18 protein-coding genes, 1 tRNA gene and 1 pseudogene are annotated in these 21832 nt (G+C 57.6%); 11 read left to right on the forward strand and 9 right to left on the reverse strand.

Annotated elements, in window-relative coordinates; translation table 11 throughout:
• The first annotated feature begins 218 nt into the window (after nt 1-218).
• Genes TU76_RS13380 through TU76_RS13400 form a run of 5 tightly spaced genes read left to right on the forward strand, consistent with a single transcriptional unit; the run spans nt 219 to nt 5815 of the window.
• Nucleotides 219-1883 carry an AMP-binding protein gene (locus tag TU76_RS13380; RefSeq protein WP_048351822.1) on the forward strand — a complete coding sequence of 555 codons (1665 nt, stop codon included), beginning with the start codon at nt 219-221 and terminating at the stop codon, nt 1881-1883.
• Nucleotides 1884-1916: 33 nt separating this feature from the next.
• Nucleotides 1917-2684 (forward strand): SDR family NAD(P)-dependent oxidoreductase, encoded by a 768-nt coding sequence (locus tag TU76_RS13385; protein ID WP_048351823.1) that lies wholly within the window; start codon nt 1917-1919, stop codon nt 2682-2684.
• Between the two features lie 10 nt (nt 2685-2694).
• A complete protein-coding gene (locus TU76_RS13390; RefSeq protein ID WP_019827412.1) occupies nt 2695-3888 on the forward strand; it encodes an acetyl-CoA C-acyltransferase in 1194 nt (397 codons plus the stop codon).
• 9 nt (nt 3889-3897) lie between these two features.
• Nucleotides 3898-5025 carry an acyl-CoA dehydrogenase gene (locus TU76_RS13395; RefSeq protein ID WP_048351824.1) on the forward strand — a complete coding sequence of 376 codons (1128 nt, stop codon included), beginning with the start codon at nt 3898-3900 and terminating at the stop codon, nt 5023-5025.
• 16 nt (nt 5026-5041) lie between these two features.
• Nucleotides 5042-5815 (forward strand): enoyl-CoA hydratase, encoded by a 774-nt coding sequence (locus tag TU76_RS13400; RefSeq protein WP_037032635.1) that lies wholly within the window; start codon nt 5042-5044, stop codon nt 5813-5815.
• Between the two features lie 187 nt (nt 5816-6002).
• Here the strand turns inward: TU76_RS13400 and TU76_RS13405 are convergent, their stop codons facing one another.
• Entirely contained in the window at nt 6003-6950 is a 948-nt protein-coding gene (locus TU76_RS13405) for a hypothetical protein (RefSeq protein ID WP_048351825.1), read from the reverse strand.
• Nucleotides 6947-10219: a toxin VasX gene (locus TU76_RS13410; protein ID WP_048654695.1), complete on the reverse strand. Its 3273-nt coding sequence runs from the start codon at nt 10217-10219 to the stop codon at nt 6947-6949. The genes TU76_RS13405 and TU76_RS13410 overlap by 4 nt, the downstream gene beginning before the upstream one ends.
• 504 nt (nt 10220-10723) lie before the next feature.
• Here TU76_RS13410 and TU76_RS24790 point away from each other — a divergent pair.
• Nucleotides 10724-10873 (forward strand): annotated as a pseudogene (locus tag TU76_RS24790) (enoyl-CoA hydratase-related protein); the annotation flags it as partial.
• Between the two features lie 143 nt (nt 10874-11016).
• Here the strand turns inward: TU76_RS24790 and TU76_RS13415 are convergent.
• The 7 genes from TU76_RS13415 to TU76_RS13445 form a co-directional block, all read right to left on the reverse strand.
• Complete coding sequence (locus TU76_RS13415) at nt 11017-12168, reverse strand: acyl-CoA dehydrogenase family protein (RefSeq protein WP_046809839.1); 1152 nt, start codon at nt 12166-12168, stop codon at nt 11017-11019.
• Nucleotides 12169-12171: 3 nt separating this feature from the next.
• Nucleotides 12172-13278: an enoyl-CoA hydratase/isomerase family protein gene (locus TU76_RS13420; RefSeq protein WP_048351826.1), complete on the reverse strand. Its 1107-nt coding sequence runs from the start codon at nt 13276-13278 to the stop codon at nt 12172-12174.
• A 148-nt stretch (nt 13279-13426) separates the two neighbouring features.
• Nucleotides 13427-14197, reverse strand: coding sequence for a 3-hydroxybutyrate dehydrogenase (locus TU76_RS13425; RefSeq protein WP_019826338.1), 771 nt, complete (start codon nt 14195-14197; stop codon nt 13427-13429).
• A gap of 116 nt (nt 14198-14313) precedes the next feature.
• Nucleotides 14314-14595 carry a peptidylprolyl isomerase gene (locus tag TU76_RS13430; RefSeq protein ID WP_016781241.1) on the reverse strand — a complete coding sequence of 94 codons (282 nt, stop codon included), beginning with the start codon at nt 14593-14595 and terminating at the stop codon, nt 14314-14316.
• Nucleotides 14596-14723: 128 nt separating this feature from the next.
• Complete coding sequence (locus TU76_RS13435; RefSeq protein ID WP_048351827.1) at nt 14724-15605, reverse strand: lipase family alpha/beta hydrolase; 882 nt, start codon at nt 15603-15605, stop codon at nt 14724-14726.
• A gap of 109 nt (nt 15606-15714) precedes the next feature.
• A complete protein-coding gene (locus TU76_RS13440) occupies nt 15715-16803 on the reverse strand; it encodes a 3-deoxy-7-phosphoheptulonate synthase (RefSeq protein WP_048351828.1) in 1089 nt (362 codons plus the stop codon).
• Nucleotides 16804-17512: 709 nt separating this feature from the next.
• On the reverse strand, nt 17513-17755 hold the full coding sequence (locus TU76_RS13445; protein ID WP_019826341.1) for a DNA-binding protein: 243 nt from the start codon (nt 17753-17755) through the stop codon (nt 17513-17515).
• 81 nt (nt 17756-17836) lie between these two features.
• On the opposite strand from TU76_RS13445, the gene TU76_RS13450 reads away from it, so the two are divergent.
• The 5 genes from TU76_RS13450 to TU76_RS13470 all read left to right on the forward strand — a co-directional run bounded on the left by TU76_RS13450 (nt 17837) and on the right by TU76_RS13470 (nt 21530).
• Complete coding sequence (locus tag TU76_RS13450) at nt 17837-18217, forward strand: helix-turn-helix domain-containing protein (RefSeq protein ID WP_019826342.1); 381 nt, start codon at nt 17837-17839, stop codon at nt 18215-18217.
• A 116-nt stretch (nt 18218-18333) separates the two neighbouring features.
• Nucleotides 18334-18972, forward strand: coding sequence for a response regulator transcription factor GacA (gacA, locus tag TU76_RS13455; protein WP_019826343.1), 639 nt, complete (start codon nt 18334-18336; stop codon nt 18970-18972).
• Between the two features lie 2 nt (nt 18973-18974).
• Complete coding sequence (gene uvrC, locus TU76_RS13460; RefSeq protein ID WP_019826344.1) at nt 18975-20798, forward strand: excinuclease ABC subunit UvrC; 1824 nt, start codon at nt 18975-18977, stop codon at nt 20796-20798.
• Nucleotides 20799-20830: 32 nt separating this feature from the next.
• Nucleotides 20831-21388, forward strand: coding sequence for a CDP-diacylglycerol--glycerol-3-phosphate 3-phosphatidyltransferase (gene pgsA, locus TU76_RS13465; protein WP_019826345.1), 558 nt, complete (start codon nt 20831-20833; stop codon nt 21386-21388).
• 66 nt (nt 21389-21454) lie between these two features.
• Nucleotides 21455-21530: transfer RNA gene (locus TU76_RS13470), tRNA-Gly, on the forward strand.
• The last annotated feature ends 302 nt before the right edge of the window (nt 21531-21832 follow it).

The following is a 21832-nucleotide window of genomic DNA, read 5'->3' on the forward strand; positions in this document are numbered from 1 at the left end:
TTATGTGGGTGAAATATAGAGCGGTGCAGGGATATACGCCACTAGACGACAGGTGGGGAACCCAGGGCCTGAGGCGCGTTGTGGTCGAGCCGGTCATTGGCCAAAGCAGTCATTCAGCTTGAGCGGTTTGACCATTGTTGCAGAGCCTTCGCGGGGCGATTATCAACAGGATTTTTCACGGTTCCCATCCTAAAAATAAAGACCGAGGGATTCTGCTGATGCGCGACTACCTGACCGCGATGACTGATTTTGACTACCAACGTACTGTGACGGGCGCACTGGACGGCCATCTTGAGGCCGTCAATGCCTGCGTCGAGTGCTGCGATCGCCATGCCTTGCCGGGCCGCATTGCGTTGTTCTGGGAAGGCCGGGATGCCAGCAGCGCCACGTATACCTTCACCCAGTTACAGGATCAGGCTGCGCGCTTTGCCAATTTTCTGTTGGCCCAGGGCGTAAAGCGCGGCGACAAGGTGGCAGGTTTGCTGCCACGCAATGTCGAGTTGTTGATTGTTGCGTTCGCCGCCTGGCGCATTGGTGCCATTTACCAGCCTCTGTTTACCGCCTTCGGTCCCAAGGCCATCGAGCACCGGCTCAACAGTTCCGGTGCAGCGTTGGTGGTCACGGATGCGGTGAACCGCGTCAAACTCAATGAAGTCAACGATTGCCCGGCGATTGTCACAGTGGCAGGTGCCAAAGGGCAGGGTCTGGTGCGCGGCGATTTCAGCTTCTGGGCCGAACTGGACAACTACCCGGCCGTCTGTGAGCCGGTCATGCTCACAGGTGAAGACCCGTTTTTGCTGATGTTCACCTCGGGTACCACGGGCCCGGCTAAACCGCTGCTGGTGCCGCTCAAGGCCATCGTTGCGTTCCAGAGCTATACCCGGGATGCAGTGGGGCTGCGTCCTGAGGACTCGTTCTGGAACCTGGCTGATCCGGGCTGGGCGTACGGGATTTATTTCGGAATCACCGGGCCGTTGTCCATGGGCCACCCGATTACTTTGTACGATGGCCCGTTTACGGTTGAGAGCACTTGCCGGGTCATCAAGAAATACGGCATCACCAACCTCACCGGTTCGCCCACCGCGTATCGCATGCTGATTGCTGCCGGGGCTGCCTTCTCGAGCAAGATCAAGGGCCAGCTGCGAGTCGTCAGCAGCGCCGGTGAGCCGCTCAACCCCGAGGTCATTCGCTGGTTTGCCGATGAGCTGAACGTCACCATCCATGACCACTATGGGCAGACCGAAGTCGGCATGGTGCTGTGCAACCACCACGGGCTTGATCATCCGGTGCATATGGGCGCTGCGGGCTTTGCCTCGCCGGGCCACCGGATCGTGGTGCTCGATGACAACCATCAGGAGTTGCCGGTTGGCCAGCCGGGAATTCTGGCAGTCGATCGCAGCCAGTCGCCGATGTGCTGGTTTGGCGGTTATCAAGGCTTCAATACCAAGGCTTTCGTTGGCAATTACTACCTCAGCGGCGACACCGTGGAGCTGAACCCGGATGGCAGCATCAGCTTCGTCGGGCGCAGTGATGACGTCATCACCACCTCCGGTTATCGCGTAGGGCCTTTTGATGTAGAAAGCGCCCTGATCGAGCACCCGGCCGTGGTTGAAGCCGCCGTGGTGGGCAAGCCGGACCCCGAGCGTACCGAGCTGGTCAAGGCGTTTGTCGTGTTGAACCCCCAATATCTGGGTGATGCGCAACTGGCCGAAACCCTGCGTTTACACGTGCGCCAGCGCCTGGCTGCCCACGCTTATCCCCGTGAAATCGAATTTGTCACCGAGCTGCCGAAAACCCCGAGCGGCAAGCTGCAGCGCTTTATTTTGCGCAACCAGGAAATCGCCAAGGCTGAACTGGCTGCAAGCGCCAATGCCACGGCCTGATTTTTAACAACCCTATTTTGGTCAGGAACAACCATGCAAATCGAAAACAAGGTTTTTATCGTCACCGGTGGAGCATCAGGACTGGGTGCTGCCACAGCCGACATGTTGGTCAAGGCGGGTGCCCGGGTGATGCTGGTGGACATGAACGCCGATGCCGTGGCCGCCCAAGCGAACAAGCTGGGGAGTCAGGCGCGTAGCGCAGTGGCAGACATCAGCCAGGCGGATGCCGCACAGGCAGCGGTTGCAGCCACGGTGGCAGCCTTTGGCGGGGTCAACGGACTGATCAACTGTGCGGGCATTGTGCGCGGCGAAAAGATCCTCGGCAAAAATGGCCCCCATGGGCTGGAGAATTTCAGCCAGGTCATCAACGTCAACCTGATTGGCAGCTTCAACATGCTGCGCCTGGCCGCAGCGGCCATTGCCGAGACCGCCGCCGATGCCGATGGCGAGCGCGGGGTGATCATCAATACCGCTTCGGTGGCGGCGTTCGACGGTCAGATCGGCCAGGCGGCCTATGCGGCTTCCAAGGGCGCCATCGCCAGCCTGACCTTGCCTGCGTCCCGTGAACTGGCCCGCTTCGGGATTCGCGTCATGACCATCGCACCGGGCATTTTTGAAACACCGATGATGGCTGGCATGACCCCTGAAGTGCGTGACTCCCTGGCCGCCGGTGTGCCGTTCCCACCGCGCCTGGGCAAGCCTGACGAGTACGCGTCGCTGGTACGGCATATTATTGAAAACAGCATGCTCAATGGCGAGGTGATCCGTCTCGACGGCGCCTTGCGCATGGCCGCCAAATAAGGGGTGTGAAATGACAATTGCCAATGATCCGGTCGTGATTGTGAGTGTTGCACGCACGCCCATGGGTGGCTTTCAGGGTGACTTCAAAGGCCTGACTGCACCGCAACTGGGTGCCGCGGCGATCCGCGCCGCAGTAGAGCGGGCCGGTGTGGCCCCCGATGGCGTAGAGGAGGTGCTGTTCGGTTGCGTGCTGTCGGCGGGTCTGGGCCAGGCGCCTGCCCGTCAGGCCGCCCTGGGTGCCGGGCTGGACAAGGGCACACGCTGCACCACGCTGAACAAGATGTGCGGCTCAGGCATGGAAGCCACCATTCTGGCTCATGACCGCTTGCTCGCCGGGAGCGTCGATGTGGTGGTGGCGGGTGGCATGGAAAGCATGTCCAACGCACCGTATTTGCTGGATCGCGCACGCAGTGGCTACCGCATGGGTCATGGTCGGGTGCTGGATCACATGTTTCTCGACGGTCTGGAAGACGCCTATGAACGTGGTCGCCTGATGGGCAGTTTTGCCGAAGACTGCGCCCAGCTCCACGGCTTCAGTCGTGAGGCTCAGGATGCGTTTGCCGTGGCGTCGCTGACCCGTGCGCAGCAGGCGATCAAGGATGGCAGTTTCAGCGCCGAGATCGTTCCGGTGCAGGTGACCACGGGCAAGGAGCAGCGCCTGATCAGTGAGGATGAGCAGCCGCCCAAGGCCAATCTTGCAAAGATCCCCACGCTGAAACCGGCTTTCCGGGAGGGCGGGACGGTGACTGCGGCCAACTCCAGCTCGATTTCCGATGGTGCGGCGGCGCTGGTGCTGATGCGCAGGAGCGAGGCGCACAAACGCGGTCTTGAACCCTTGGCGGTGATCCACGGGCATGCGGCCTTTGCCGACGAACCCGGCCTGTTCCCGACCGCCCCGGTGGGCGCGATCAAGCGGCTGATGAGCAAGACCGGCTGGGACCTGAACCAGGTTGATCTGTTCGAGATCAACGAAGCGTTTGCAGTGGTCAGCCTGGTCACGATGGCCGAACTGGATATCCCCCACGCCAAGGTCAATATCTACGGCGGCGCCTGTGCGCTGGGGCATCCGATCGGTGCTTCGGGAGCGCGCATTCTGGTGACCCTGCTTTCGGCACTGCGTCAGCAAAAGGCCAAACTCGGCGTTGCAGCAATCTGCATCGGCGGCGGTGAAGCCACGGCGATTGCCGTGGAATGCTTGTATTAAGGGTTTTTTATGCTGCCTACCTCCGAACACTTACAAATTCGCGAAGCCGCCCAACAGTTTGCCCAGGAGCGTTTGAAGCCCTTTGCCGCTGAATGGGACAAGCAGCACCGCTTCCCCCGCGAGGCCATCGACGAGATGGCGCAGCTGGGCTTCTTCGGCATGCTAGTGCCTGAGGAGTGGGGCGGTTGCGACACGGGCTACCAGGCCTACGCGATGGCCCTTGAAGAAATTGCCGCAGGCGACGGGTCGTGCTCCACGATCATGAGCGTGCACAACTCGGTGGGTTGTGTGCCGATTCTCAAGTACGGCACCGAGGATCAAAAACAAGAGTTTCTGGTCCCGTTGGCCAGTGGTGCGATGCTTGGGGCGTTTGCCCTGACCGAGCCCCAGGCGGGCTCCGACGCGAGTGACCTGAAAACCCGTGCCCGCCGGGAAGGCGATTTCTATGTGCTCAATGGCTGCAAGCAATTCATCACGTCGGGGCAAAACGCCGGGGTAGTGATTGTGTTTGCGGTGACGGATCCGGCGGCGGGCAAGCGCGGTATTACCGCCTTTATCGTGCCCACGGACTCACCGGGTTACAGCGTGGCCCGGGTCGAGGACAAGCTGGGGCAGCATGCTTCAGACACCTGCCAGATCCTGTTCACCGACCTCAAGGTGCCGGTGGCCAATCGTCTGGGTGAAGAAGGTCAGGGCTACAAAATTGCCCTCGGCAACCTGGAAGGCGGGCGCATTGGCATCGCTTCGCAAGCAGTGGGCATGGCCCGCGCGGCCTTCGAAGCTGCACGGGACTATGCCCGTGAGCGCGTGACCTTTGGCCAGCCATTGGTTGAGCATCAGGCGGTGGCGTTTCGCCTGGCCGATATGTCGACTGAAATCGCGGTTGCCCGGCAGATGGTTCGTTACGCCGCAGCCTTGCGTGACAGCGGGCAATCGGCGTTGGTCGAGGCTTCGCAGGCCAAGCTGTTTGCTTCGGAAATGGCCGAGCGTGTGTGCTCCAAGGCGTTGCAAACCCTGGGCGGTTATGGCTACTTGAGCGACTTCCCGCTGGAACGGATCTACCGCGATGTGCGGGTGTGCCAGATCTATGAAGGCACCAGTGACATTCAGCGCATGGTCATTTCGCGCAATCTTTGAATCGAGGGCATTAATGATGAGCTACGAAACCATTCTGTTAGACATTCATGGGCATGTTGGCCTGATTACGCTGAACCGGCCCCAGGCGCTCAATGCCTTGAATGCACAGTTGGTCCGTGAGGTGAACCAAGCGCTGGACACACTGGAAGCCGATAACGAGATTGGCTGTATCGTCATTACCGGTTCGAAAAAAGCCTTTGCCGCTGGTGCGGACATCAAGGAAATGGCCGACCTGAGCTATCCGCAAATCTATCTTGATGACCTGTTTTCGGACAGTGATCGCGTGGCGACCCGGCGCAAGCCGATAATTGCGGCGGTAGCGGGCTTTGCTTTGGGCGGCGGTTGTGAGCTGGCGATGATGTGCGATTTCATTCTGGCCGGTGACAACGCCAAATTCGGCCAGCCGGAAATCAACCTGGGCGTGTTGCCTGGAATGGGCGGCACACAGCGACTGACCCGCGCAGTGGGCAAGGCCAAGGCGATGGAAATGTGCTTGAGTGGACGCTTGATTGGGGCCGAAGAAGCCGAGCGCTCAGGGCTGGTTTCCCGTGTGGTGCCGGTGGACGAGTTGCTCGACGAGGCGTTGAAAGTGGCAGCGCTGATTGCCAGGAAATCCTTGCCGGTGCTGATGCTGACCAAGGAATGCGTGAATCGTGCATTCGAGATCAGCCTGTCTGAAGGTGTGCGTTTCGAGCGACGGGTATTCCACGCCATGTTTGCGACACACGACCAGAAAGAAGGGATGGCGGCGTTTGTCGAAAAGCGCGAGGCCGACTTTAAACACCGCTAACGGGAGAGATTAAACACCTGTCTGGTCATGCCTATGCGCACAGTGAGGCGACTAGAGGGTGTTTATTTGGCGTTGGTGTTTACCGGTTTTTGTAGCCGCTGACGAGCTCTGCGAGGCTGCGTTCGGGTGTGTGCGCCACTGCGATTCTGTCGCCAACCTATGCCGCGTTGAGTTGGGCTTTGCTGGTTCATGCTGTTTCTTGCACCGCCGGCGCGGCGAGTTCGGCTTCGCGTTTGGCGATGGCGTGTTCAAGTTCCGGGGAGCGTTTGGCCCATTGTTCTGGCGGGAGGGGTTTTGACCATTCGATGATGTCGGGGTGGATGATGTCGGGGGGCGGGTTTAGTTTCCAGCGTTCAAGCACGTCAATCAGTAGTGTGTTGAAGATGAATATCCCGCAAAAGCCTTCCCACAAGATTGTTACTGGCCAGCCTCTCAACTTCGCACCCTTTAGGAGATCGTCCCAATAGGTCGCCCATATACCTTTGGATCTATCGAAGCGTGCTGTTTGATCTTCAACAGCATCAGGCCCAATTTCCATATAACTGCGCATGCACTCCCAAAGCGCCATCGCCGTGGTGCCGCCGCCGCAATTGAAGGCGAAATAAAAGTGTTTGTTATCTTCCTTGGCCAAGGAGTCCGGGTTTTCGAAACCCACGATCAATAAACCCATCGTATTTTTGCCTGCTTGGCTTGTCGATGAGTGTTGAGTGGCGGCTGCGGTGACCCTTTCCCAGGGCACAATCCAATAGTCGCCGTCTTTCATCGGTACACAGACTTCTCGGCGTTGACGATTGAAGCGTACGGGTAAGGGGACTTCGCGGAAGAGGCATGTGATTATAAAAATTGCCGGGATACCAATGATGAATGCAGCTCCGACCAGAATAAAAGTACTGAGATCAGGGGAAAGATTTCTAAATCCAAATGCCAGTGATAAAAAAAGCACTAAAGTTGGCCAAATTGTCATCACTGCCGAACCGATGCTGTAATTCCCAATATCAATAAATACATCGCTCTTGCGCCAAATGGTGTTGAGGACATCTTCCGGTATTTCTCCTGTCGGAACAGGCAATGGCGCCAAATAATCATCACGCGAAAAAATCCGTTTTTTGGTGGTTCCAGCCGGTGGCGTACTCATGGCTTGTCCTTGGGTTGCAGGTAAATGGCGCCGGGATGGCCCTTGCCGAGGGCGTAGGCTGGCACTCGATCCAGCTCGGGTGTCGGGTCGTTACGCAGGGCTATCACCCCGTCGTTGTTGGTGAGGGTAAAAGCAACGCCCCGTTCGCCACCGACAAAACTGTGAGTGCCCAGCATGGCAATCAAGGGTGTGCGATAGCACAAACGAAGCGAGACAGTGGCTGGCGACGTGCTTATTACGTTCGACAGGGTTTTGAAAGGGCCACTCAGGCGCAAGCCTTGGCCTTCCTGGAACGGTATCCATTGGCACGCGCTACTGGACAGCCAATGAGGTGCCATGTCACGCCATGGACGAGGGGGTTTGTAGTTATTGTGAGGGCTGTTTTTGATCAGGTAACGGTAGGCTTGAGAGTCAACGGGGTCGCCCATCATGCTCAGTTCAAGGTAGGCAGTACCCGGTTCAGCTCCCGGTAAGTCGATGGTCAGGGCATTGATGGAACTTACGAAGGACAGTCCAGATGGACCATTGGAACTGCCTGTCACAGAGCTGCTTTTCATGCTGACGCGGGGTGTATACAGGATGCCGTAAAGCGCATGGAGCTCGTTTTGCTGAGCGTTGGCGGAAATCGGATCTAAGTTTCTGGCCCGTCCTTTAGACCAACAGCAGGAGTTTAAGAAGCTTTGTACCGGCGTCTGCTGAAAGAACCAGGAGATCAGGTACAACACGCCCAGCGCAGCAATAATCCAGTTCAATGGCCCCATATATAGCGTGTAACGCATGATGGCGACTTCAACTTCTATGAAGCCTGCCAGTGCTCGCATGGTCTGGCCGAAGCCTAGCAATGCCTGTGCCCCATAAGCGATGACTTGCCCTCCCACCACCGTTTGGCGCATCTCTAACCATGGATCTATATGTGTTTGGGCACTTTCAATCTGTTTTTGCAGCGATTTGAACTCAGCACCCGCCGCAACAAATGACAACCCCCCAATCACCCCCCCAAACAATGTAAGAGTCGGCGCTGCTGATGCACGAATCATGAACCGATCCCTCCCCAACCCCTTTCTCACCTGATTATCAACCACCGCCACCAACGCCGCCGAGGCATACAACGAAGCCGACACCGTGTCATAAACCCGCTGATCATCCATCCCTTCCAGCGCTCCGGCCTGGCTCAGGTAGTTGTGCGCATTGAGCGTGTTGAGCAGCAACGCCGCTAATGGCACGACGCCTCCACTGTTGCTGACCACAGGGGCATTGAAAACGCGTTCCATGCGCCCGGCGCCGATGGCTTGCCCCGTGGTTTTGACCCAGTGGTTGAGGCCCTCGGCTTTTTCCCCCAGCAGGGTCCATATCTGCCTGCCCGCGTGGGTCACGGCCTGCAAGCGCGCATCGCTGCCCAGGCGTGCAGCGACGAAGATACCCACCCAGGCGCTGCTCAAGGTTGTGTCGCCCTTGAGGATCAGCAGCGACGCTGCCAACCGGTTGACCAGTACGCTCCAGGGCTCCTGGGCGTGGCGGGCCATGGCTGCGATATCGTTGGCAATCACGGCGCTCAGGGGCGCAAACAGCTGACGGGTTGCCTCGCGGTTTTCTGAGCCCAGGGCAGCCAGTATTTCCCCCAAGCGACCGGTGCTGACAATGCCCGCATCGATCGAGGGCGTCCAGGCGTGGAACAGGTGTTTGAGCGCGCCTTCGTCGGGGGCGCGCACGTAGTCGGCATATTGCTCTGCACCCATGGCCCGGGTGCATTGGGCGCTCAGGCAGCCGGTGGCCAGTTCGGTGAGCCACTGGCGGCTTTCAACGTCGTAGTAATCGACGAACCAGGTGCCGCTGTGGGAGCGTGTGAGGTATTGGCCTCGGTCGGCAAACAAGGCGTTGTGGCGCTGTTCGACGTGTTGGTAATGGGCCGGTGCGGTGGTGTCGAGCCAGGTGTTCATGGCCGGCACGTCAATGTACTCGCTGACCTTGGCGCTGAAGTGGTCGTTGTCGAGGTTGGACTTTTTTTCGGCGTGGTAGGCACGCACGAAATCGTCCACTTCGGTGTATAGGTCGGGCGCAATAAAGGCTCGTACAGGGGCAACGATTTGCTGGACTCGAGCATCACGGGCGCTGGCTTCTCCAAGGCTCGGACGGCCGCCATAGAGGCCGTTGTGGAGTTTAGCCTCGGGCTCTTGGTCCAGCTGGCGCTGGACATCGAGCATGATGTTGCCCTGTTCGGGCGTGAGGTTGATGCCTCGGCCCTTGTAGTGGTGGTTCAAAATCGCGGCCACCTCAGCGCCATCTTCGATGATCAGGCTGCGAATAAAGCCGCCGATGTTCAAGCGCAGGTTGTTGTCGCCCACCCACTGTTCGTGGCTCGATTCAACCCGTTCCTGCTCATGGTTGATGTCGCGCAGCACCCCCAGGTCGTCGTCCAGGCACACGAATACCGAGTACAGCGCCCTGGCCTCAGCCGTGGCGGCCTCCAGCCAGGTCTGGGTGCCCTGGCCGTCCCACGGCTCGGCACTCCACTCGCCGGGTGCCTGGTCAGGGGCGTCGGGGTGTTGGGCGATGATTTTTTCGCGTTCCCGGGCGCGGTACATGGCATCGGTGTAAGCCTTGATGTTGGCCTTGGAGGGGGCATTCATCACCGTTTCACCCAACGCCCGGGTGTCATCGCCTCCGGCTTTTTGATCGGCCTTCATCGATTGGGCGTACGTGTCGGGGATGAGTTCAGCCATCACCTCGGTGGCGTTTTCCAGGGGCGGGCAATGGTCGGCTTGCAGCTCGTTGGCCACGGTGCGCAAGGCTACATGGCGCATGTGCGCACTGCGTTTGGCGGGGTTATTGCTGAGCAAGGCGCAGTGTTGCGGGTCGAGTGGGAATTCGGTGTAAAGCATCCAGGCGTCGTGGTGCTTTTGCAACGCCAGCCCCGTCAACGTGCCGTCGGGTACGTGGGTAGCCTCGGCCTCCAGCGCTTGTGGCTGGAGCCTGCCAGTGGGCGACACGGCATAACGCTGGAGCGGGCCTTTTTCCTGCCACAGGTACAAAAAGCCGACCCGCAGACGTCGCGCGGCCATGGGGTGGCTTTGGGTGGTCACGCCGGGGGAGCAACAGGGATGAGTGGCTTGTTCTTGCGCCAAGGCGTACCGCACGGGCACCACGAACACTTCAGGCTGGTGAGCCGGGCATGGCGTCAGGGGGCTTTTGACGTCGACGTGAGGCTGCGCCTTGGCGGCGCGTTCGGCCTGCGCTGCGTTATCAATCATGGCCAGTTTTTGAGCGCTCATGCACAGGGTTCCTAGTTGGTGAGCTGGAGATATGTCCGTTCGGTGTTCAGGGTCGTAAACGAGGGCAGTTTGCGTGCATTGAAGTGAGTGCGGGTCAGGCAGGAATGGACGCAAGAACACATCGGATTGGATATCACTGAAGTTGTTGGAACAGATCACGGGAATCGGTATACGGACTTTTAATCGTTGAAGTGCTCAATGACGAGTTAATATTCGTTGAATTCATATATTTATCAGACAGATACGGGTGTCAGGATTGCTTTTGAATCGACGGTTTTATTGAGCCTGTCAATAAAGTGCGCAACAAGTTGCGCACTTTCCTGCAGGCTAATAAGAGGTAGAACATATTTTAAGCGCGTAATTCTAATGGGCTCTGGAGCAGGGCGTCCACAATGAATGGGGAACTTTTGCTCTGGTACTTAACTTTGTGGGCTCTAGCAATAACGCCATAAACATTCCCCTATTTAAGTGCGCAAGAAGTTGCGCACTTAAATAGGGTGCGATGAATACATGAATCGGGTATTCGAGATCAGCCTGTCTGAAGGTGTGCGTTTCGAGCGACGGGTATTCCACGCCATGTTTGCGACACATGACCAGAAAGAAGGGATGGCGGCGTTTGTCGAAAAGCGCGCTGCCGAGTTCGAGAACCGCTAAAAGTCACTGACTGTGGATGTGGGAGCGGGCTTGCTCGCGATTAAGGCAACCGGGTATGTCAGTCATGCCGGGTCGCTGCCTTCGCGAGCAAGCCCGCTCCCACAGGCGTTCTGTTTTTTTGGTGGGAGCCTGCCTGCAGGTGTCTAGATCAGATAATTCTTCAGTTCCCGTGCAATCACCATCCGTTGAATCTCGCTTGAGCCTTCATAGATCTGGGTGATGCGAGCATCGCGGTAGTAACGTTCCACCGGGTAGTCTTCAAGGTAGCCATAGCCACCATGAATCTGGATGGCTTTGGAGCAGACGTACTCGGCCATCTCCGAAGCAAACAGCTTGGCTTGCGAGGCTTCTGACAGGCAGGGCTTGCCCGCGCTGCGCAGGCGCGCCGCATGCAGGATCAGCAGTCGCGCAGCATTGATTCGGGTTTGCATGTCAGCCAGCATGTTGGCAATGCTTTGGTGTTCGATGATTGCCTTGTCAAATTGCACCCGGTCACGGGCATAGCCCAGCGCTGCTTCGAAGGCCGCGCGGGCGATACCCAGTGCTTGAGCGCCAATCCCGATGCGTCCGCCTTCGAGGTTGGACAGTGCGATGGCCAGCCCCTTGCCACGTTCGCCGAGCATGTTGGCCTCAGGCACGGTGCAGTTGTTCAGGGTAACGGCGCAGGTATCCGAGGCGCGAATGCCCATTTTATGTTCGGTACGGTCGACGGTAAAACCGGGAGTAGAGGTAGGCACCAAAAACGCCGAAATGCCTTTTTTGCCAAGGTTCGGGTCGGTAACGGCAAACACGATGGCCAGCTTGGCGCGCTTGCCATTGCTGACAAATTGTTTGGCGCCGTTGATCACCCACTGGCCGTCGCGCAACTCAGCCCGTGTGCGCAGGTTATGGGCTTCAGAGCCCGCTTGTGGCTCGGTCAGGCAGAAGCAGGCGATGGTCTGGCCGCTGGCAAGCTCCGCCAGCCAGGTTTGCTTTTGCGCCTCGCTGCCGTATTTGAGGATCGGCCCGCAGCCGACCGAGTTATGAATACTCATCAGTGCACCGGTAGCGCCATCACCGGCCGAAATTTCTTCCACGGCCAGGGCGTAGGCAACGTAATCGACGTAGGTGCCGCCCCATTCTTCCGGGACTACCATGCCCAGCAGGCCCAGTTCGCCGAGCTTGGCTACCAGTGCGTCGTCGATCCAGCCGGCTTTTTCCCAGGCCTGGGCATGGGGGGCGATTTCGCGGCGGGCAAAGTCGCGGGCCATGTCGCGGATCATGACTTGTTCTTCGCTCAGTTCGATGTCTTGCATGACTCAGGCTCCCTTCGCGTCGAATGTGGTGAAAAAACTGGCAACATGCGCGGGATCCAGTGCGTCCAGGGTGGGTGGGTTCCAGTGCGGGGTTTTGTCCTTGTCGATAATCAGTGCGCGGACGCCTTCCATCAGGTCCCCGCGATCAAACCATTGACGGTCCAGGTGCAGCTCCAGGGCGAAACATTGCTCTAGGGGCAGCTCACGGCCACGGCGCAGCATTTCAAGGGTGACGGCCATTGCCAGGGGCGAGCGGGTTTGCAGCAGGTCAGCGGTTTCGTTGGCCCAGTCACGGGTTTCAGGCGCTGTAACGGCGCGCAGATGAGCAACGATTCGCGGTGTATCGGCCTGGGCAAAAACGCTGTCTATCAGGGGGCGAAGACTGGCCAGCGGCGGCTCGGGCAACACGGTCACCGCGAACGTTCCGATCAGTGCTGTCAGATCATCAATGGGGGTGCCTCGCCATTCGAGGGTATCGAGGCTTCTATCCAGTTCAGGCAGTTTGCTGCTCTCCAGATAGCCGTCAGCCAGCCCGCAATACAGCGCGTCGCTGGCGCGGATTTGCACGCCGCTGACTCCCAGATAAGTACCAAGCTGGCCAGGTGTGCGGCTCAGAAAGTAGCTGCCCCCCACGTCAGGGAAATAACCTATGCCAACTTCCGGCATCGCCAGCTTGCTGCGCTCGGTGACCAGACGCAGGTCTGCGCCTTGCACCAGCCCCATGCCGCCGCCGAGGACAAAACCGTCCATCAAGGCAATCACGGGTTTGGGGTAGTGGTGCAGGGTGAGGTCGAGGGCGTATTCCTCTTCGAAGAACACCGTGTGCAGGGTGTCGTTGTTTTTGTAGCTGTCGTATAACGAGCGGATATCACCGCCAGCGCAAAAGGCTTTTTCGCCAGCGCCACGCAGAACGATGGCTTTTACCCGGGGATCTGCGGCCCAGGCATCTAGATGTTGCTGGAGGCTGCGAACCATCTCCAGATTGATGGCATTCAGACCGCTGGGGCGGTTGAGGGTCAGGTGACCAATGTGGTTACGGACCTCGGCCAGAATAGTGTCGTCAATTGGAGCGATTTCCGGTGTCGGTGAGGAGGAAACCTGAGCAGCCATCACTAACTCCCTGCTTTATATTATTTTTAGTCGGTGTTCACGGGCGAACGATCACCGATGCTAACAGTGCAAATTTGCCCATTACAACCCTGATAAGTGCAGGGTTGGTGTGCATTTTTGCATGTCTGCCGTGCAGCAATGTGCGAACTTATTGCGCCAGCCAACCGCCGTCCACATTCCAGGCCGCGCCGCGTACCTGGCTGCCTGCCTCGCTGCATAAAAACAGCACCAGTTCCCCCAGTTGGGGCGGGGTCACGAATTCCAGGGAGGGTTGTTTCTCGGCCAGCAGATCGTGCTGCGCCTGATAGGGATCAATGCCCTGACTGATGCGCTGATCAATCTGTTTTTGCACCAGTGGCGTCAGCACCCAGCCCGGGCAGATGGCGTTGCAAGTGATGTTGCTGGTGGCGGTTTCGAGGCCAACGACTTTGGTCAGGCCGATCACGCCATGTTTGGCGGCGACATAGGCGGCTTTGCCGACCGAGCCCACCAGGCCATGAACCGAAGCGATATTGACAATGCGTCCCCAGCCACGCTTGCGCATGCCGGGTAAGGCCAGGCGGGTACTGTGGAACACGCTGGACAGGTTGATCGCGATGATTGAATCCCAGCGTTCCACCGGGAACTCCTCGACGCTGGCCACATGCTGGATGCCAGCGTTGTTGACTAGAATATCGATGCCGCCAAACTCGCGATCGGCATAACTGATCATGTCGGCGATCTGAGCCGGGTCACTGACATCCGCCGGATGATGGCCGACTTTGACGCCCAGCTGTTCGATTTCAGCAATGACTTTGCTGGCATCGCCAAAGCCGTTGAGTATCAAGTCGGCGCCAGCTTTGGCCAGGCTCAGTGCAATGCCGAGGCCGATACCACTGGTGGAGCCGGTAACCAATGCAGTTTTACCCTTAAGGCTCATGATCATTTCCTCAGTTCGTCGGGTTCGTGAATGAGGAAACGTAGCACGTGGTTTGCAGTTGCGGATACGAAACGGCCCACCAAGAGGTGGGCCGTTTTCACGCAGCGCGGGGAGAATTAGTCCTGGCGGCTGGTGACTTCCAGCAGGTGGTAGCCGAACTGGGTTTTAACCGGGCCCTGAACCACGTTGATTGGCGCGCTGAAGACGACGGTGTCGAATTCTTTAACCATCTGGCCTGGACCGAAAGAACCCAGGTCGCCGCCCTGACGGCTGGACGGGCAAGAAGAGTTGGCTTTGGCAACTTCGGCGAAATCAGCGCCGCCTTCAATTTGGGCTTTCAGTTCGTTGCACTTGTCTTCGGTGGCAACAAGGATGTGACGGGCAGTGGCTTTGGCCATGAGGGAGTACTCCTTTCAAGAAAGTGCCGAGCCTACCGGATTCAGTGTGGTTTTTCTCGGCAAAAGTGCGGTTTTGTGTTTTTGCTGACTGGCGGATCAGTATTTAGCCGGCTTGCATCGGGCGGCTTTTATAAGCCTTTGTTTTTCAAATGCTTGGCGTGCTCGACATAGAGCTCGACCGGGTTGACGTTTTTTTTGCTCATACGGGCCAGCTGGTTGATGGTGTCTAGGTGATCCAGGGGGTAGTCCGATCTGATCACATGGCCCAGATGGGAGCTGAATCGTCCGACCATTCCGTCATTTTCGGTTGTCTCACGGGTAAAAAATGTGCTGAACACACGACACGCGTTGTGCAGAGGGTCAAGCAGGTTCAGCGGTCCCGACACTCTCGAGCCTTTGATAATGCCGCTCCAGGAGTAATAGAAAACGTCGTTTACCTGCTCGGGACCCATCCCGCCCCAGGTCTCAGGTAGGCCATGTGGGTATTCAAGATTAAACCTGGCAACACCTTCGGTGGTCAGGGCATTGAGTGCGTTCAGTGCATGTTGGGGCAGTTGCGGATGGCCGCTCAGGGTGGACAGGAATGAGCTGAATGCCGTGGTCAGGCCCGCCGCGACGGTTTCGCCCAGTCTTCCCGGGATAAATGCCTGGCGCAGGCGATCGGCCAGTTCGGAGCCATGGTTGGGCCCGCTGACGGAGGTTACGGATGCGATGATATCGGGAGCAATGGCGGCCACATAACGTGCGGTCAGGGCGCCTTGGCTGTGGCCAATCAGGTTGAACCGCTGTGTTCCGGTCTGTTTGCGCAAGTTGTATATCTGCTTGAGCAGTTGATCGCCTCGCGCTTCATTTGAATGGGTGGCGGAAATAAACGGAACGAAGACGTTCGCACCACGAGAGCTGAGCGCTTCCCTGATGCCGTTGAAGTAGTGGTGAAAGCCAATCCGGTCGAATCCAAAAAGGCCGTGCACCAGTAAAATTGGGTATTTGGTGCGTGCAGAGTCATCCATGTTCAATCTCGCTGGGTGTTTTGAATCATAAAAACACCTTAGCCGATATCGACTTCGCGCAACCGTGGGCAGATTCCCAGGTTGCGCGGCTGTTTACAGCGCTCGATTGTCAGGCGATGACCCGCGCAGCACGGCGTTGTATTTGCAGTTGTTGGGCGGCGTTGCGAAGCAGTTGTTCGGTTGCATCCCAGCCCAGGCAACCATCGGTCACGGAAACGCCGTAACGCATGTTTGCACCCAGGGGCTGGCAACCTTCGAACAGATGGCTTTCTAGCATCATGCCAATCAGGGACTGATCGCCTGCCAGGCGCTGCGCGAGGACATCATTGAACACATCAGGCTGGCGTAACGGGTCTTTGCCGCTGTTGGCGTGGCTGCAGTCGACCATCATGCGGGTCGGGACAGCGCTTTTTTCCAGCCCGGCGCGAGCTTTGGCGACGCTGCCGCGGTCGTAGTTCGGGCCACTGTGGCCCCCCCGCAATACCAAGTGAGTATCGGGGTTGCCGCGGGTCTCGACGATCGCCGGATGGCCCTGGCTATCGACACCGAAGTGACGATGACTGTGTGCAGCAGAACGCATGGCGTCGCAGGCAATTGCCACACCGCCGTCAGTGCCGTTTTTGAAGCCGACCGGAAGAGCCAGGCCGCTGGCCATTTCGCGATGGATTTGAGATTCGGTGGTGCGGGCGCCAATGGCTACCCAGCCCAGCAGGTCGTCGAAGTAGCCTGCGGCAATGGGCTGCAAGAGTTCGGTGGCGACCGGAAGGCCCATGCGCAGCATTTCGATCATGAGCTCCCGCGACAGGGTCAGGCCGTGAGCCATGTCGTCGCTGCCATCCAGGTGCGGGTCGTAGGCCAGACCTTTCCATCCCACAGTGGTGCGCGGTTTTTCGATGTAAGCGCGCATGACCAGCAACATGTCGTCGCGAACATCGTGGGCCAAGGCTGCGAGATTGCTGGCGTATTCGAGCGCGGCAATGGGGTCGTGGATAGAGCACGGGCCGACAACTACGAGTAAACGGGAGTCTTCACCGTTGAGGATGGCGCGAATGGCCTGGCGCTGGCTGCTGACCTGCTCACTAAGCTTGTTGCTCAGAGGCAGTTGCTGTTTGAGTTGCACTGCGCTGGGCAGGCGACGAGTCGAAACGTGGGTAGTGGCAGTGTGTACAGCTGGCAGAGCGGATACGGATGCGTTCATGGTGTGTGCTTCCTGGGCAGGCGGCGGGTTATCCCGCGCGCTCAGCCCTACTGGGGTGTTCGACAATTGGCCAGACTGGCTATGAGTGCTTGCGTGCCACCAATGTGGGTCCGTTCGGAGGCGGCAGGCTGTCCCGAACGGCGGCTGATAAATCGCCATGCAGTGCAAAGGTCGAAGCGGTAATAAGTGGCGTAGTTCATGGGGTAAATCCTCAATTCAATAAAGTGTCAGGGGCCAAAAAAACAAAACCCCCGGTCGGGAAGCCGACCGGGGGTGAGAATTCTCTGGTAGGCGACCCCTAAGTAGTGGGCGCCGTGTGGGTATCAGGCGCGCCAGTGGCTAAACCAATACCCAAAATAAAATCGTGCTGTGGAGTGCAAGTTGTTCGCGCACACAGCTTCAGCCATACGCTCATCGCGTGCGGTCTTACAAATGTCTGTGGTGGCGTGATGCAACATGGGTTGTCTCCGATTGATGGGTTGCAGCTTACTTGAGGCGAACAGACGTATTCAATCAAAAAATACTATGTGGATTAACAATAAACACTATTGCCTCGAAGCCGGGAAGCGAGAGATGAATTTTTACGAGAGAGCCCGGAGCACTTAAGACCCCTGTTTGCGGGCTTTGCGGCCCGGCTTGGCGTGCAGGTGGCTGAGGTGAGGGCTGGCCGTAATACTAAATGGGGAGTCACGCCCGATTAAGCGCATACTCAAGCGAGTTCATCACCTTCAGCCTCTAACGAATGTGTGGCCTGGGGAACAATGATCCCGTCTTTCATGCCCAGAAGAACAGCCACCTTGTGGGCTTCACCACGCTTCCCTTTTTTGCGCCCGGCGAGCACTTGATAAGTGGTTGCCGGGTCGACGCCATGTTCCCGAGCAAACTCTTGAACGGATTTCCCCTGGTATTCCAGCCATGCCTTGGCTTGTGCGGCAGTACGAATTCCGGTCATAGTTCAAAACCGTTCAAAAGTGTTTAATATTTATGGATTATATCATCCTTGTGGGTGTTTAAAATGGGATCCTTCATCCAAATGAGTGGAATTGGTGTGCGCTTGCGGCAGGAGCGAGAGCGACTTGGTTTGTCGCAGAAAACTTTTGGCGAAATCGGTGGCGTCGAGGCCAACGCCCAAGGCAAATATGAAAATGGTGATCGCGCGCCCAAAGCAGACTACTTGTCGCGGGTTGCAGGCCGCGGCGTGGACGTGCTGTTTGTATTGACCGGCAGCCCGACCCCGACATTAATCGATAACCTCAGTCATGTAGAAGAAAAAGTCCTGATCAGCTATCGGGTATTGCAAAAGGAAGATCAGGACGCCATTCGCCGCTTGACCACAACCCTGGCCGAGTTGTCTGCGCCGCATCCGGTAAAGGAACGACGCGAGCCTGAGGAAGTAGATCCTGTCAAGGACTGAACAGTTACAAGGATTTAACGTTTTGACAAGGATAGTTGACGCAAGTCGGTAGGTTGGTGCATTAGTTTTTGCTAAGGTGTCGGCAATCAACCAAGACCAATTTGCGAGGTATCGACTTGATTCGGGTTCTAGTGGTCGATGACCACGATCTTGTGCGCACAGGGATCACACGAATGCTGGCCGATATCGAAGGCTTGCAAGTGGTCGGTCAGGCCGAGTCCGGTGAGGAGTCGCTTCTCAAGGCTCGTGAGCTGAAACCGGATGTAGTCCTGATGGATGTCAAAATGCCCGGTATTGGTGGTCTGGAAGCTACCCGCAAGATGATGCGCAGCCACCCCGACATCAAGGTTGTCGCCGTGACCGTGTGTGAAGAGGACCCTTTTCCGACCCGTTTGCTGCAAGCAGGCGCCGCAGGCTACATGACCAAGGGCGCCGGACTGGCCGAGATGGTCCAGGCAATTCGCCTGGTATTCGCCGGCCAGCGCTACATCAGCCCGCAAGTGGCACAGCAATTGGCGCTCAAGTCCTTTCAGCCTGCAAGTGACTCCCCCTTTGATGCCCTGTCAGAACGCGAAATTCAGATCGCGCTGATGATTGTTGGCTGTCAAAAGGTCCAGGTTATTTCAGACAAGCTTTGCCTGTCGCCCAAGACGGTCAATACTTATCGCTACCGAATTTACGAGAAGCTCTCGGTCAAAAGTGATGTTGAACTGGCCTTGCTGGCGGTTCGTCATGGCATGGTCGACGCTGGTTAACCATGACTGAAGTGTTTGACGCAAGTGCGTTCCTTTCGACCTGCAGCGGTCGTCCCGGCGTGTATCGCATGTTCGACAGCGAAGCACGCCTGCTTTACGTGGGCAAGGCCAAGCACCTGAAAAAGCGCTTGGCCAGCTACTTTCGCAAAACCGGTCTGGCGCCCAAAACGGCGGCCCTGGTTGGGCGTATCGCGCAAATTGAAACCACCATCACCGCCAACGAAACCGAAGCGTTACTGCTGGAACAGACGCTGATCAAGGAATGGCGCCCGCCGTACAACATCCTGTTGCGCGACGACAAGTCTTATCCCTATGTATTTCTGTCGGATGGCGAATTCCCGCGCCTGAGTATTCATCGCGGTGCCAAGAAGCAAAAAGGCAAGTATTTCGGGCCTTACCCCAGTGCGGGCGCTATTCGCGAGAGCCTGAGCATCTTGCAAAAGACTTTTCTGGTGCGTCAGTGCGACGACAGCTACTTCAAAAACAGAACACGACCTTGCCTGCAGTATCAGATCAAGCGCTGCAAGGCCCCTTGTGTCGGGCTCGTTGACCCCCAGGAATATGCTGAGGATGTCCGCCACTCGATCATGTTCCTGGAAGGGCGAAGCAGTGCGCTGACCGACGAACTCAACAGTGCAATGGAGCAGGCCGCCAGCACCCTTGATTTTGAGCGTGCAGCCGAGGTGCGTGATCAGATTTCGCTTTTGCGCAGGGTTCAGGATCAGCAAAGCATGGAAGGCGGGACCGGCGATGTGGATGTAATTGCCGCGTTTGTAAACCCCGGCGGTGCCTGTGTGCATTTGATCAATGTGCGTGGCGGGCGGGTATTGGGCAGCAAGAACTTCTTTCCCCAGGTCGGTATCGAGGAGGAGGTGGCCGAAGTCATGGCGGCCTTTCTCGGTCAGTACTACATCAGCAGCCCTGAGCGCGACTTGCCGAGCGAACTGATCGTAAACGTGGAGCACGAGAGCTTCGGCGCAATCATTGACGCCATTGAAGAGCTGCGGGGCCGAGAGCTGGCCATCAGCTATAGGGTGCGTGGTACGCGGGCACGATGGCAGCAACTGGCGGTTACCAATGCCGAGCAGGCGCTGGTCGCACGCCTGACAAACCGTCTGCATGTGGCAGCGCGTTTTGAGGCCCTGGCTCAAGTATTGAAGCTCGACGAGATTCCCCAGCGTCTGGAGTGCTATGACATCAGCCACTCGAGCGGTGAAGCCACCGTTGCATCCTGCGTGGTGTTTGGCCCCGAAGGTCCGATCAAGTCGGACTACCGGCGTTTCAACATTGAAGGCGTGACCCCGGGTGACGACTATGCCGCCATGCATCAGGCGCTGATGCGTCGTTTCAGCCGGCTTAAAGAGGGGGAAGGCAAGTTGCCCGACATCCTGCTGGTCGATGGTGGCAAGGGGCAGCTCTCGATGGCCCGTGATGTGCTTAATGAACTGGCCGTGCCGGACCTGATCCTGCTTGGCGTAGCCAAGGGTGCAACACGCAAGGCGGGCTTCGAAACGCTCTATCTGAATGACGCTGCCCATGAATTCACCTTGAAAGGCGATTCGCCGGCCTTGCATTTGATCCAGCAAATCCGTGACGAAGCCCACCGTTTTGCCATAACCGGGCATCGGGCGCGACGGGGTAAAACCCGGCGAACCTCAACCCTGGAAGGCATTGCAGGGGTAGGGCCGACCCGCCGCCGAGATTTATTGAAACATTTTGGTGGCTTACAGGAGCTATCTCGTGCCAGCATCGAGGAGATCGCCAAAGCACCCGGGATCAGTAAAAAGCTCGCTGAGTTGATTTATGCAAACCTGCACAGCGAGTAGAATGCCCCCTCACCTCGTAGCCAGTTGTGCCGATGAATATCCCTAATTTGATCACCGTACTACGCGTTCTACTTATTCCTTTCTTCATTCTGTTGTTCTATGTGCCGTACAGCTGGAGTTATGTAGCCGCCAGCTCAGTCTTCGCGTTTGCGGCGGCGACGGATTGGCTCGACGGCTATTTGGCCCGTCGACTGGAGCAAAGCACGCCGTTTGGCGCCTTTCTGGATCCGGTGGCCGATAAGCTGATGGTCGCTGTGGCACTGGTACTGTTGGTGCAAGAGCACCATAACGTGTGGCTGACCCTGCCTGCGGCGGTGATTATTGGCCGTGAAATTGTCATTTCCGCCTTGCGCGAGTGGATGGCCGAGCTGGGAGCGCGCGCGCAGGTTGCCGTATCGAACATGGGCAAATGGAAAACTGCGGCGCAAATGCTGGCCCTGGTTATCTTGCTGGCCAATCCATCCGACTTCAGCTTCTGGGTGTTGGTGGGTTACGGGCTGTTGCTGGTGGCGGCCGGGTTGACCTTATGGTCGATGCTTCAGTATTTGCGCGCCGCATGGCCGCATCTGAAGACGACCTCGGTTAAATAAATAAAACTTTTTGAATCAATGGGTTGACGCATTCTTTTATTGCTATAGAATGCCCAGCACCAAGACGCGGGAATAGCTCAGTTGGTAGAGCACGACCTTGCCAAGGTCGGGGTCGCGAGTTCGAGTCTCGTTTCCCGCTCCAAACATGGCTTTACGAATTCATTGCAGTTCGATAGAGCAGAACAAAGGACCTTCGGGTCCTTTTTTCGTTTCTGGCTTTTCATCAGCGAGCTTGTCCAGGCGCCCAACAATGATTTCTTTGCGGCATCTCTCTCAAGTCACCACGCAGGATGCTCCGGCTTTTCAGCGGTTTGAAGGCGAGGGTGTCTAGGTATTGCCAAATGCGCAACGCCAGACCCGCAAGTCGTCCAGTGACGAGACTTTCAGTATCTGGCGCTGCCTGTGGGGCGGGAGTTGCAGAGTCTTCAGCTGAAGATAAACAGT

It is taken from the genome of Pseudomonas psychrophila (assembly GCF_001043005.1).
Taxonomy (GTDB): Bacteria; Pseudomonadota; Gammaproteobacteria; order Pseudomonadales; family Pseudomonadaceae; genus Aquipseudomonas; species Aquipseudomonas psychrophila.